We start from the raw sequence: 11,952 nt of genomic DNA, 5'->3' as shown, positions 1-11,952 counted from the left end.
GATACCCTCACGTCCGGGCGGCGGCGAACAGCCGCGCCTCTCGGGGTAGCAGATCGCGCAGCTTGCGCAGCGCCTGATAGGCATTCGCATCGACCGCGGCGGCACTGGCCTCGGCCAACAGCAGGCGGCTGTCGCGATCGTCGAACACCTGGCTCAATTGTTCGATGGCGATCAGCAATTGCCGGCGGCCCTCGGACGGTTCGGCATCGCCGGACAGGATCATCTGCGCGACATACATGGCGCGCGACACCGGTGTCTGGGCGCTGTCGGGATGGATCGCATCGCGCAGGCGCAGGACGTTCACATTGGGCGTCTTGATCGCGATCTTGGTGCGGCGGTCGCCGTTCTCGATCACCGCGCCGTTGATCAGGACGCGTTCGTTCGGTGCCAGCTTGAGGACAAGGCCGCTCATGGTGCGCCCTCTCCGCGCAGACCGCGCATGACGGTCATGTTGATGTCGATCAGCGGATCGGTCTGGGCGCTGCCCGCCATCACGGCCTGACCGTGGCGGATGGCAAATCCCGCCAGCGAGATCAGGCCGGCTTTGACCTGATCGGGCAGCCCGTTGCCGGGGTCGGCAAGGTCGGTTGCCAGGATCGTCCACAGTTCGGAATTCTTGTGCACCGCCTGGATGGTATCGGTGTTGTCGGCCTTTCGCGGGGCCTGCCGCAGCATGCGCGTGACGCGCGAGAAGATGTCGTATTCCGCATCGCGCGGAGAGCGGATGGCGGATGTCCTGTAGCCATGGTCGGTCAGTGGCGTTACCGCGTTCAAGATCGTGCTTCCCATTCTGGAGTGTGATCAGGGGCTGAATGATATTCAGAGGGTGGCGGGCGCCCTTGGGGCGCCCGCCGGTCTTATCAGCGGAACAGCGACATGACGGCCGACGGCCCCTGGTTGGCGATCGACAGCGCCTGGATGCCCAGCTGCTGCTGCGTCTGCAGGGCCTGAAGGCGAGCCGACGACTCCTCCATGTCGGCGTCGACCAGCGAGCCGATGCCGGTTTTCAGCGAGTCCGACAGCTTGCCCACGAAGCTGGACTGGTCAGAGATCCGCTTGCCGGCCGAACCCAGATCGGCGGCACCCTGAACAGCGACGTCGATCAGGGCCTCGATCTCGCCGATCGCGGTTTCGGCCGAGGCACGGTCGGTGACCGCGGTCAGACCGGCGACATCCAGGCCTGCCTCGAAGTCGACCGAGTCGACCTCGATGTTGGCAGCACCGGTGGCCACGGTGCCGTTGGTGCGGTCCAGCGAACCCAGAACCGTGAAGGCGGTGTTGGTGCCGGTCGGGTTCGTCTTCAGCAGGTTGACGCCGTTCAGCTGCGTCCCCTCGATGATCGCGGTGATCTGCTCGACCTTCTTCGCCATATCCGTCTGGATCTTGCCGAAGTCAGCAGCGTCGTTGGCACCGCCGATCGCCAGGTTCTTCATCTCCTTCAGCAGATCGGTGATCTGCTCGGCGCCAGCGCGGGCGGTTCCCACCACGGCGTCGGCTACGTTCAGGTTCGACTGGATCGTCTTGAATGCCGATTGGTCGGTTTCCATGACTTTCGAGATCGCCCAGACGGCAGCGTTGTCCTTGGCGTTCGCGACGGTCTTGCCGGTCGCGATGTCGGACTGGGTTTTACCCAGCTGCGAGTTGATGCTCTTCAGGGTCTGCAGCGCGACCATGGCGCTGTTGTTGGTCAGAATGCTGGACATGGTGTCCTCCAATATAAGGTGCTTTGCACCCAGTTTGCATCTTGTGGCCTTCTGACCTGTCGGGCGGTTGCCCTTGCCATTTCCCTGGCATGTCCCCGGTTTAGCGGCCGGTTATTGACAACTAGTGAATATCGGCCCTCCTCTCAAACAAACCTTCCGACGCATTTTATCAAAACCTTTGCGGTGCATTCGCGCGGGTTTCATTCACGTGGCGCTGACCCAGGGAATCATAGGTCTGCAGGCTGCGCGCGGCCTGGACGATGGCGCGCACCTGTTCGGCCGCCTGCTGCGCGCCCTTGAGCGAGGCCTGTGCCAGCGTGCGCAGGTCGGCCAAGGCGGGCTCCAGCAGATCACGGGTGGGGGTGTCGATGCCCCTGCGCGCGGCGATGCGGGTCAGTTCGTCCAATCCTGCCAGCGCGGCCTGTGCATTTCCGGCCATCAGCGCGCCGCGGATCTGGGCCACCTGGCGGGTCAGGGCGCGGCTCATGCGCGGCCCTCCAGCATGGCGGCAAACCCCAGGTCCAGGCGTTCCGCCAACAGCCCCGCATGTTCGCGCGTCAGGAAGCTGGAGAACTGCTCCTCTCCGGCGCCGCCGGAAAAGGCGCCTTCGGACGGGCCGGGGCCGCAATATTTCAGCATCTCCTCCAGAAATGCCTGTTCAAGTTGATTCGCGACGGCCACGGACGAGGGCTTTTGAGCCGCCGTGGGAATAATCGGTTCGATCTGCATTCTGTCCCCGCTGCATATGACGATAGGATTCAAAATATCGGGGCGTCGTAAATAATTGGTAAGGAATAAGGACTAATCAGGAAAAAACCCAAAGAGGCTTTTTCATGGCTGACATCCAGATCATATCGCCCATGCCCGCCCGCGCCGATGTCTCCGTCGATGCGGCGACACCTGTTCCCGTGACGGGCGAATCGGGTTTCGATGTCTGGTCGGCTGGCGCGATGGTACCAGCCGCCCCGACGGCCGCGGTGCCGGCACCACCGCAGGACCCGCTTGCGGCATGGCTAGAGCAGCAGATGGGCTTCAGCGGAGAGTTCAGCGCACCGCCCGGTACCGATCCCGCGATCGAGGCGCTGGCGGCAGGCCTTCCGCAGCTGCCAGCGCCCGAGATTGACGAATCAGCCAACATTCAGGGCGGTGATCCTTTGGCCAGCCTGCTGCCCGTGGACGCACGGACATCCGATGCGAGCCTGATCGGCGATGCGGTTCCAACGGCACCGCAATCGACCGACCCGACGACCCCTGCTGCGACTGATCCCGCGGACGCGCCGGCTGTGCAGACCGCAGTCGCGCCGACCACGACCCCCATCGTCGCTGCAGGCGTCACGCAGCAGGCCGCCAACCCGGCCCCCACCCTGCCTGGGGCAAACGCCGCACAGGTGGCCCCGGTCCATGGCGGCGGCCAGCCTGTCGCGCCGGCGCGCCCGGGCCGTCCGATCACGGCGACCGAGAACGCCGCGACCGCCCGTCCCGTCGATGCCAGCCCGAGCAACGCCGCCCCGCCCCCGGTCGACCGGGCGGCACCGGACCGTCCGGCGCCAACGGTGGCCCGCGACCCGATCACTGCCGCTCGGTCCGAGATCGCCCTGCCCGCAGGCCTTGCGGAGACCTTGGCCGAATTGCCGTTCGGCACCGATTCGCACACCCCCGCCGCCGCACGGGCCACTGCCGCTGCCGGGTCCGGCTGGCAGGCTGCGTCGCACGATCCGCGCCCCGTGCTGCAGCAGGTCACCGACGCGCTGGTCAGCACCCGTGGCGACCGGACCGAGATCGCCCTGTCCCCCGAGGAGCTGGGCCGCATCCGCCTGGTCATGTCGGGCCCAGATCGCGGCCAGATCACCATCTGGGCCGAGCGCCCCGAGACGCTGGACCTGGTGCGCCGCAACGCGGACCTGCTGACGCAGCAGCTAGCCGATGCGGGCGTGTCCGCGGGCAGTCTGGATTTCCGCCGCGACGACCGCAGCGACAGCCAGCCTGCGCAGGGCCGTGCCAGCGATGACGACGACATTCCCTTTTCGGCCGCCCCCTTGCGGGTCCGCATGTCGCCCACCGCGTTGAGCGACCGCCGCCTGGACATCAGATTATAGGAGCCTTTCATGGTTGACGCGATCACCAGCCCGACAGTGACCATTCCCGCGGCCACCCCCTCTGCGGCAGGCGCGGGCGGGTTCGCAGGCGCCGGCGCGGGAGGGGACTTTCAGACGTTCCTGACCATGCTGACCGCGCAGCTGCAGAACCAGGATCCCCTGAACCCTATGGAAAGCACAGACTTTGCGATCCAGCTGGCGACGTTCGCCGGGGTCGAACAGGCGGCGCTGAGCAACAAGTTCCTGGAGCAGATGGCCGGGCAGGCGGGTGGTGCGGGCATCGCGGGCTGGATCGGCAAGGAGGGGCGGACCACCGCCCCGGTCTGGTTCGGCGACGACGCCATCACCCTGGACGTGGTGCCGCATTCCCTGGCCGACAGCGTGCAGCTGGTCACCCGCGACGCGCAAGGCCGCGAGGTGACGCGCGAGGAGATCGGCCCCGGAGAGGGCCAGATCGACTGGCTGGGCCGCAGCGCCGACGACACCAAGCTGCCTGACGGGCTGTACAGCTTTACGTTGGAGAGCCGGCGCGGCGGCGAGATGATCCTGGAGAGCAAGGTCGGCGCCTACGCCCGCATCGTCGAGGCGCAGTTCGACGCCAGCGGTGGGCGGGTCGTGTTCGAAGGCGGCGCCTCTGCCCCGGCGGGAGAGGTCACGGCCCTGCGCGACGCCGGCTGACGGATCAGCGTTAAGAGGCGGTGTCGGTGGATTAGGGGAACGGCCCGCCATAGCGGCCGGCCGTTCGTATTTGCCCGGGCGACGGCCGCACGACAACACGACCCGGAACCGGCAAGATCAGCCGCGCCCCTCCAGACGCGGCAGGAAGCTGCCGCCAAGACCCGCGATGGCCGCGCGGATGCGTTCGGTGGCCGGACTGGGCGCGCGGTCGGCGCGGTGCAGCAGGTACCAGCTGCGCTGGATGGGCAGGCCGATGGCCTGCAGCGCAACCAGGCGGCCGGTGCGCAATTCCTCCGTGCAGGTATGCTGAGAGATCAGCGCGATCCCCAGGCCCGCGATCACCGCCTGCTTAATCGTCTCATTCGTGCCCATCTCGGTCGCGCGCCAGGGCGTACCTTCGCCGATGCGGTCCAGGAAACGGGTCATAAGGATGCGGGTGCCGGACCCCTCCTCGCGCGACAGGAAGGTCTGGGACAGCAGGTCCATCGGCATCACCGGGTCCTGGGCGGCCAGCGGATGGTCGGGTGCGGCGATGATAATGTGCGGATGCGGCCCGATGGGGGCGGCGATCACGGCGGGTTCGCGCGGCGGGCGGCCCATGATCGCCAGGTCCAGCTCATCCGCGGCCAGCGCGGCCAGGATCGCGTCGCGGTTGCCGATCCGCAGAGTCACCTCGATCCGCGGCAGGGCGCGTTGCAGCGTGGCGACTAGGAAGGGCGCAAAATACTTGCCGGTGGACACCACCCCCAGGACCACGTTGCCGCTGTGCCCCTGGGCCAGGGACGCGACCTCGCGCCCGGCGCGGGCCAGTGCGGTGGCGATCTGGGCCTCTGCCATCAGCAGGGCACGACCCTGCGCGGTGGCGCGAAACGCCCCGTGCTCGGCGCGCTGCAGCAACGGCGCCCCAGCCAGATCCTCCAGCGATTTCAGCTGACTGTGAATGGCGGGCGGGCTGAGGCCCAGCTGCGCCGCGGCCAGGGTCAGGCTGCCGCTGTCGGCGACCGCGCGCAGGGCGCGCAATTGGCGCAGGGTGACGGAATCATGGCGCACATTAAGAATTCCTGAATGCGTCTTTCGACTTATTAAATTTTCCGAAACACGGTCGCCTGTCAATGTCCCCTGGCAGCACTCGTGCCGGGGAGGGGACGATGACCGAAGCGACCATCGACACGGACCTGATCCCGGCCGATCTGCACGCCTGCCTGGATGATCTGGCGCGCCACTTGGCCACGGGGGTTGCGCTGCGAGGCAAGGGGCTGCGCTGGATCAGCCGGGCGGATCGGGCCACGCCCGAAGGGGGCGATCCGCAGGGCGCGCTGGCCCTGGCCATCGCGCATTCGCCGCCCGACCAGCCTGATGCCAATGCCCCCACGGGCACCCTGTTCGCGATCTTCGACGCGGCGGCCACGGCCGAGGACAGCTTTCTGCGCCCCGCGCGGCAGATGCGGGCGGCGGGATACGTGATGCACGGACCGCGCTGCCTGATGGTGCTGACCTGCGGCGACGGTGTGCAGGTGCAGGCGCTGGACGGGTGGGCCTTCGCCATCGAACGGGCGCGGGCCACCCTGCCCGACACCGTGCGCGACCTGGCCATCGACATGTCGCAGTACCGCCACTGGCCCCGCCCCGTGCGGGCCTATGTCGACGACTGCCTGGCCGGCGTTCAGGGCCCGCGCGGACGGACCATCGACCTGCGCTGGACCCCGTCGCTGGTGGCCGAGGCGCATCGGATCCTGATGCGCGGCGGCATCTACCTGGCGCCCGCCGATGCGCGGTCGGGGCATGCACGGGGCAGCCTGTCGATGCTGCACCGGGCGGCGCCCATCGCGTTCCTGATCGAACAGGCCGGGGGACGGGCGACGGACGGCGCGCTGCCGATCCTGGACGCGGTGATCACCGGGTTCGACAGCCGCACGCCGCTGGTCTTCGGCTGCGTCGACAAGGTCGACCGCGTCGCCGCCTATCACGATCTGCCCGAGGCCGAGGTGTCGGCCCTGTTCGGCCATCGCGGCCTGTTCCGCACCTGAGGACCCCATGAGCCACAAGCATCCCATCATCTCGGTCACCGGCAGTTCGGGCGCGGGCACCACCACGGTCAAGTCGACCTTCGACCAGATCTTTCGCCGCGAGGGCATCACCGCCGTCAGCATCGAGGGCGATGCCTTCCACCGCTATGACCGCGCCGCGATGAAGGCCGAACTGGCCGCGCGGCTGGCCGCGGGCGACGCGACCTTCAGCCATTTCAGCTTCGACGCCAACGAACTGCAGGCGCTGGAGGAGATCTTTCGCGTCTATGGCGAAACGGGGCGCGGCCAGACCCGCCATTACGTCCATGACGACCGCGAGGCGGAACGCTGGGGCACCCCGCCCGGCACCTTCACGGACTGGGCCCCCTTTCCCGACGGCAGCGACCTGCTGTTCTATGAGGGGCTGCACGGGGCGGTGGCCAACGACAGCGTCAACCTGGCCGCGCTGGCCGACCTGAAGATCGGCGTGGTGCCGGTGATCAACCTGGAATGGATCCAGAAGATCCACCGCGACAGCGCCCAGCGCGGCTATTCGACCGAGGCCGTGACCGACACCATCCTGCGGCGCATGCACGCCTATGTGCACTGCATCTGTCCCCAGTTCACCCAGACCGACATCAATTTCCAGCGGGTGCCGGTCGTCGACACGTCGAACCCGTTCATCGCCCGCTGGATCCCCACCGCCGACGAAAGCCTGGTGGTGATCCGGTTCCGCAACCCGAGGGGCATCGATTTTCCCTATCTGACCCAGATGATCGACGGATCCTGGATGAGCCGCGCCAACTCGATCGTCGTGCCCGGCCCAAAGATGGACCTGGCGATGCAGCTGATCCTGACGCCGATGATCCTGCGCCTGACCCATGACGCCAAGCGCGCCTGACCCTTTCACGGAGGACTGACCATGAACGAGATGCCAGCCAAGTTGGACGCGAAAAAGCGGTACTCTGCCGGGGTGCTGAAATACGCGCAGATGGGATACTGGGAGCCGGACTATACCCCCAAGGACACCGACATCATCGCGCTGTTCCGCATCACGCCGCAGGACGGGGTGGACGCGGTCGAGGCCGCGGCGGCGGTGGCGGGCGAAAGCAGCACCGCGACCTGGACCGTGGTCTGGACCGACCGGCTGACCGCCTGCGACAAGTACCGCGCCAAGGCCTATCGCGTGGACCCCGTCCCCAACGGCCGCGGAGAGTTCTTTGCCTACATTGCCTATGACCTTGACCTGTTCGAGGGGGGCAGCATCGCCAACCTGACCGCGTCGATCATCGGCAACGTCTTCGGCTTCAAGCCGCTGAAGGCCCTGCGGCTGGAGGACATGCGCCTGCCCGTGGCCTATGTGAAGACGTTCCAGGGTCCCGCCACCGGCATCGTGGTCGAGCGCGAGCGCCTGAACTGCTATGGCCGCCCGCTGCTGGGTGCCACGGTCAAGCCCAAGCTGGGCCTGTCGGGCCGGAACTATGGCCGCGTCGTCTATGAGGCGCTGAAGGGCGGTCTTGATTTCACCAAGGACGACGAGAACATCAACAGCCAGCCCTTCATGCATTGGCGGGACCGGTTCCTGTACTGCATGGAGGCGGTGAACCGCGCCAGCGCCGCGACCGGAGAGGTCAAGGGGACGTACCTGAACGTCACCGCCGGCACGATGGAGGAGATGTACGCGCGGGCCGAGTTCGCGAAATCGCTTGGGTCGGTGATCGTGATGATTGACCTGGTGATCGGGTACACCGCCATCCAGTCGATGGCCAAATGGGCGCGCGACAACGACATGATCCTGCACCTGCACCGGGCCGGGCATTCGACCTATACCCGCCAGCGCAGCCACGGCGTCAGCTTTCGCGTGATCGCGAAATGGATGCGCCTGGCCGGCGTCGACCACCTGCACGCAGGCACCGTCGTGGGCAAGCTGGAGGGTGATCCGGCGACCACCAGGGGATATTACGACATCTTCCGCGAGGAGCGGAATCCCATGGCGCTGGAGAACGGGATCTTCTTCGACCAGGATTGGGCCAGCTTGAACAAGATGATGCCGGTGGCGTCGGGCGGCATCCATGCCGGCCAGATGCACCAGCTGCTGCATTACCTGGGCGAGGATGTCGTGCTGCAGTTCGGCGGCGGCACGATCGGCCACCCCCACGGCATCGCCGCCGGCGCGCAGGCCAACCGCGTCGCGCTGGAGGCGATGGTGTTCGCGCGCAATTCGGGCCGCGACATCTGGAACGAGGGCGAGGACATCCTGCGCGACGCCGCACGCACCTGCACGCCGCTGAAGCAGGCCCTGGATGTCTGGAAGGACGTCAGCTTCGACTATGCCTCGACCGATGCGCCCGATTTCGCGCCCACCCCCGAAGTGTCCCACTGAGGAGCCAGAGCCATGAAGATGACCCAAGGCCAGTTCAGCTTTCTGCCCGACCTGTCGGATGACGACATCCGCGTGCAGGCCCAGTACGCCATCGACAGGGGCTGGGCGGTATCGGTCGAATACACCGACGATCCGCATCCCCGGAACACGTACTGGGAGATGTGGGGCCACCCGATGTTCGACAATCCCGACGCCGCGGCGGTGGTGTTCGAGGTCAACGAATGCCGCAAGGTGCATGGCGGCGTCTATATCCGCGTCATCGCCTTCGATGCCTCGCCCGGATGGGAATCGATCCGCATGGCGATGATCGTGAACCGCCCGGCGGTGGAACCGGGCTTTCGGCTGGTGCGCCAGGAGGGCGAGGGCCGGACGGTCCGATACAGCATCGAGAGTTACGCCATGCGCGAGCCCGAGGGCGCACGCTATCCCTAAGAGGTTTCTCCTCAGCAGGGCCAGGTCCGGGCGGTGTCCTCCCATCGCCCGGACGCATTCCACGAAAGAGGTGCATGATGACCGAAGACGTCCCGACCCATGTCGACCTTGCCCAAGATTTTGCCGACAGCGGCGTGGCCGAGGTCCTGGCCGAACTGGACCGGGAGCTGGTGGGCCTGGCCCCCGTCAAGGCGCGCATCCGCGAGACGGCGGCGCTGCTGCTGGTCGACCGGGCGCGGCGGCGGCTGGGCCTGGCGACCGAGACGCCGACCCTGCACATGAGCTTCACCGGCAATCCCGGCACGGGCAAGACGACCGTCGCGCTGAAGATGGCCACGCTGCTGCACAGGCTGGGCTATGTCCGCAAGGGGCACCTGGTGACCGTCACGCGCGACGACCTGGTGGGCCAGTATATCGGCCATACCGCGCCCAAGACCAAGGAGGTCCTGAAGAAGGCGATGGGGGGCGTGCTGTTCATCGACGAGGCGTATTACCTCTACCGGGCCGAGAACGAGCGCGACTATGGGCAGGAGGCGATCGAGATCCTGCTGCAGGTGATGGAGAACAACCGCGACGACCTGGTGGTGATCCTGGCGGGCTATGGCGACCGGATGGACCGGTTCTTTGCCTCGAACCCCGGGTTCCGGTCGCGGATCGCCCATCACATCGAGTTTCCGGACTACAGCGACGACGAGCTGCTGCACATCTGCGAAGGCATGCTGGCGCGGCAGAACTATCGCCTGGACGACGCGGCCCGCACCGCGATGGGCCAGTACATCGCCGCGCGGCGCACGCAGCCGCATTTCGCGAACGCCCGGTCGATCCGGAACGCGCTGGACCGCGCCCGGCTGCGGCAGGCGAACCGTCTGTTCACCGAGGCGCAGGGGCCGCTGGACGCCGCCGCCCTATCCACGCTGAGCGCGCCGGACATCCGCGCCAGCCGGGTCTTCGACGGCGGTCTTGACGTGGACCGCGCCAGCAGGCAGGCCGCAGCGGAGTGAACCCCGCCCGAACAGACTGGAGAGCGCCATGGATTTCGACCGCACGATCAAGATCGCCCCATCGATCCTGTCCGCCGATTTCGCCAATTTCGGGGCCGAGATCCGCGCCATCGAGGCGCAGGGCGCCGACTGGGTGCATGTCGACGTGATGGACGGGCATTTCGTGCCGAACCTGACCTTCGGCCCCCCGGCGGTCAAGGCGTTCCGCCCGCATGTCAAGACGGTCATGGACGTGCATCTGATGATCGCGCCGGTCGACGCCTATATCGAGGCCTATGCCGAGGCGGGCGCCGACATGATCACCGCCCATGTCGAGGCCGGGCCGCATCCGCACCGCACCCTGCAGGCGATCCGTGCGACGGGCAAAAAGGCCGGGATCGCGCTGAACCCCGGCACCCCGGTCGAGGCGGTCGAATACCTGCTGGACCTGTGCGACATGGTGCTGGTGATGACGGTGAACCCCGGTTTCGGCGGGCAGAAGTTCATCCACAGCCAGGTCGACAAGATCGCCCGCCTGCGCGGGATGATCGGCGATCGGCCGATCCATATCCAGGTGGATGGCGGGGTGGACCCGGCGACGGCGCCGCTGGTGGCACAGGCCGGGGCCGACGTGCTGGTCGCGGGATCGGCGGTCTTCAAGGGCGGGTCGGTGGACCGGCCCGACGTCTATGGCACGAACATGCGCGCGATCCGCAAGGCCATCGCGGAGTGAGCATGGGGCAAGGGCGGGGCCGTCGAGGCCCCTTCCTTGCCGCGGGGCTGCGCCCCGCCGCGCATCGCCGCCGTCATCGCGTTTGACAATGCCGCCCCGCCCGCGTTTCCTGCGCGTCGAACGCAGAGGGAGAACACGATGGATCTGGGGATCAAGGGCAAACGGGCGCTGGTCTGTGCGGCGTCCAAGGGGTTGGGGCGCGGCTGCGCCGAGGCACTGGCCGAGGCCGGCGTGAACCTGGTCATCAACGCCCGCACCGAGGCCGAGATCACCCGGACCGCCCGCGAGATCGCTGAACGGCATGGCGTCGAGGTCACCCCGGTCGCCGCCGACATCACGACCGAGGAGGGCCGCGCCCGCGTGCTGGCCGCCGTCGGGCACGCCGACATCCTGGTCACCAATGCGGGTGGCCCTCCGCCGGGCGACTGGCAGGACTGGACGCGCGACGATTTCATCCGTGCCATCGACGCCAACATGCTGTCGGCCATCGCCCTGATGCAGGCGCTGGTGCCGGGCATGATGGACCGCGGCTGGGGCCGGGTCGTGAACATCACCTCGGCATCGGTGCGGTCGCCGATCTCGGTGCTGGGGCTGTCCAACACGGCGCGCACCGGGCTGACCGGGTTCGTGGCCGGCATGTCGCGCCAGGTCGCCGGCAAGGGCGTCTGCGTGAACAACCTGCTGCCCGGCATCCACGCGACCGACCGCGCCGACAGCCTGGATGGCGGCGTGGCGTCCGCGCAGGGCATCACCGTCGATCAGGCCCGCGCACAGCGGCAGGCGACCATCCCCACCGGCACCTATGGCACGGCTGCCGATTTCGGCGCGACCTGCGCGTTCCTGTGCAGCCAGCAGGCGCGGTTCATCGTCGGGCAGAACGTGCTGCTGGACGGCGGCGCGTTGAACGTCACGGTCTGAGGCCCTGTTGCGAGGCGGGGGCG

15 protein-coding genes are annotated in these 11,952 nt (G+C 67.6%); 9 read left to right on the top strand and 6 right to left on the bottom strand.

What is annotated here, in order from left to right; all coding sequences use genetic code 11:
* Positions 1-7: 7 nt before the first annotated feature.
* The 5 genes from flbT to SY26_RS11455 all read right to left on the bottom strand — a co-directional run bounded on the left by flbT (position 8) and on the right by SY26_RS11455 (position 2,432).
* Positions 8-412 carry a flagellar biosynthesis repressor FlbT gene (gene flbT / locus SY26_RS11475; protein ID WP_045982339.1) on the bottom strand — a complete coding sequence of 135 codons (405 nt, stop codon included), beginning with the start codon at positions 410-412 and terminating at the stop codon, positions 8-10.
* Positions 409-774 (bottom strand): flagellar biosynthesis regulator FlaF, encoded by a 366-nt coding sequence (gene flaF / locus SY26_RS11470; RefSeq protein WP_052714760.1) that lies wholly within the window; start codon positions 772-774, stop codon positions 409-411. Before flaF ends, flbT begins: the two co-directional genes overlap by 4 nt.
* 86 nt (positions 775-860) lie before the next feature.
* The gene (locus tag SY26_RS11465; protein ID WP_045982357.1) at positions 861-1,703 is read right to left on the bottom strand and encodes a flagellin; all 843 of its coding nucleotides are present in this window, start codon (positions 1,701-1,703) and stop codon (positions 861-863) included.
* Positions 1,704-1,872: 169 nt separating this feature from the next.
* On the bottom strand, positions 1,873-2,190 hold the full coding sequence (locus tag SY26_RS11460; RefSeq protein WP_046000601.1) for a hypothetical protein: 318 nt from the start codon (positions 2,188-2,190) through the stop codon (positions 1,873-1,875).
* Positions 2,187-2,432 (bottom strand): rod-binding protein, encoded by a 246-nt coding sequence (locus tag SY26_RS11455; RefSeq protein WP_046000600.1) that lies wholly within the window; start codon positions 2,430-2,432, stop codon positions 2,187-2,189. The genes SY26_RS11460 and SY26_RS11455 overlap by 4 nt, the downstream gene beginning before the upstream one ends.
* A gap of 104 nt (positions 2,433-2,536) precedes the next feature.
* Between SY26_RS11455 and SY26_RS11450 the strand changes: the two genes are divergently transcribed.
* Positions 2,537-3,799, top strand: coding sequence for a flagellar hook-length control protein FliK (locus tag SY26_RS11450; RefSeq protein ID WP_046000599.1), 1,263 nt, complete (start codon positions 2,537-2,539; stop codon positions 3,797-3,799).
* Positions 3,800-3,808: 9 nt separating this feature from the next.
* Complete coding sequence (locus tag SY26_RS11445; RefSeq protein WP_045982334.1) at positions 3,809-4,477, top strand: flagellar hook capping FlgD N-terminal domain-containing protein; 669 nt, start codon at positions 3,809-3,811, stop codon at positions 4,475-4,477.
* 117 nt (positions 4,478-4,594) lie between these two features.
* On the opposite strand, the gene cbbR is transcribed toward SY26_RS11445, so the two are convergent.
* The gene (cbbR, locus tag SY26_RS11440) at positions 4,595-5,527 is read right to left on the bottom strand and encodes a LysR family regulator CbbR (RefSeq protein ID WP_046000598.1); all 933 of its coding nucleotides are present in this window, start codon (positions 5,525-5,527) and stop codon (positions 4,595-4,597) included.
* A 98-nt stretch (positions 5,528-5,625) separates the two neighbouring features.
* Between cbbR and SY26_RS11435 the strand changes: the two genes are divergently transcribed.
* From SY26_RS11435 to SY26_RS11405, 7 genes are all read left to right on the top strand, one after another.
* Positions 5,626-6,504, top strand: coding sequence for a hypothetical protein (locus tag SY26_RS11435; RefSeq protein ID WP_052715247.1), 879 nt, complete (start codon positions 5,626-5,628; stop codon positions 6,502-6,504).
* A gap of 7 nt (positions 6,505-6,511) precedes the next feature.
* A complete protein-coding gene (locus SY26_RS11430; protein ID WP_046000597.1) occupies positions 6,512-7,384 on the top strand; it encodes a phosphoribulokinase in 873 nt (290 codons plus the stop codon).
* A 21-nt stretch (positions 7,385-7,405) separates the two neighbouring features.
* Positions 7,406-8,866 (top strand): form I ribulose bisphosphate carboxylase large subunit, encoded by a 1,461-nt coding sequence (locus SY26_RS11425; protein ID WP_046000596.1) that lies wholly within the window; start codon positions 7,406-7,408, stop codon positions 8,864-8,866.
* A gap of 12 nt (positions 8,867-8,878) precedes the next feature.
* Positions 8,879-9,298 (top strand): ribulose bisphosphate carboxylase small subunit, encoded by a 420-nt coding sequence (locus tag SY26_RS11420; protein WP_045982330.1) that lies wholly within the window; start codon positions 8,879-8,881, stop codon positions 9,296-9,298.
* Between the two features lie 74 nt (positions 9,299-9,372).
* Positions 9,373-10,299 carry a CbbX protein gene (gene cbbX, locus SY26_RS11415; RefSeq protein WP_369799428.1) on the top strand — a complete coding sequence of 309 codons (927 nt, stop codon included), beginning with the start codon at positions 9,373-9,375 and terminating at the stop codon, positions 10,297-10,299.
* Positions 10,300-10,327: 28 nt separating this feature from the next.
* The gene (gene rpe / locus SY26_RS11410; RefSeq protein WP_046000595.1) at positions 10,328-11,011 is read left to right on the top strand and encodes a ribulose-phosphate 3-epimerase; all 684 of its coding nucleotides are present in this window, start codon (positions 10,328-10,330) and stop codon (positions 11,009-11,011) included.
* Between the two features lie 138 nt (positions 11,012-11,149).
* Positions 11,150-11,929, top strand: a complete 780-nt coding sequence (locus SY26_RS11405) for an SDR family oxidoreductase (RefSeq protein WP_045982353.1) — start codon at positions 11,150-11,152, stop codon at positions 11,927-11,929.
* The last annotated feature ends 23 nt before the right edge of the window (positions 11,930-11,952 follow it).

The sequence above is a fragment of the Paracoccus sp. 228 genome (assembly GCF_000967825.1).
Classification (GTDB): domain Bacteria; phylum Pseudomonadota; class Alphaproteobacteria; order Rhodobacterales; family Rhodobacteraceae; genus Paracoccus; species Paracoccus marcusii.
This window is presented reverse-complemented; position numbering and strand designations above follow the sequence as displayed.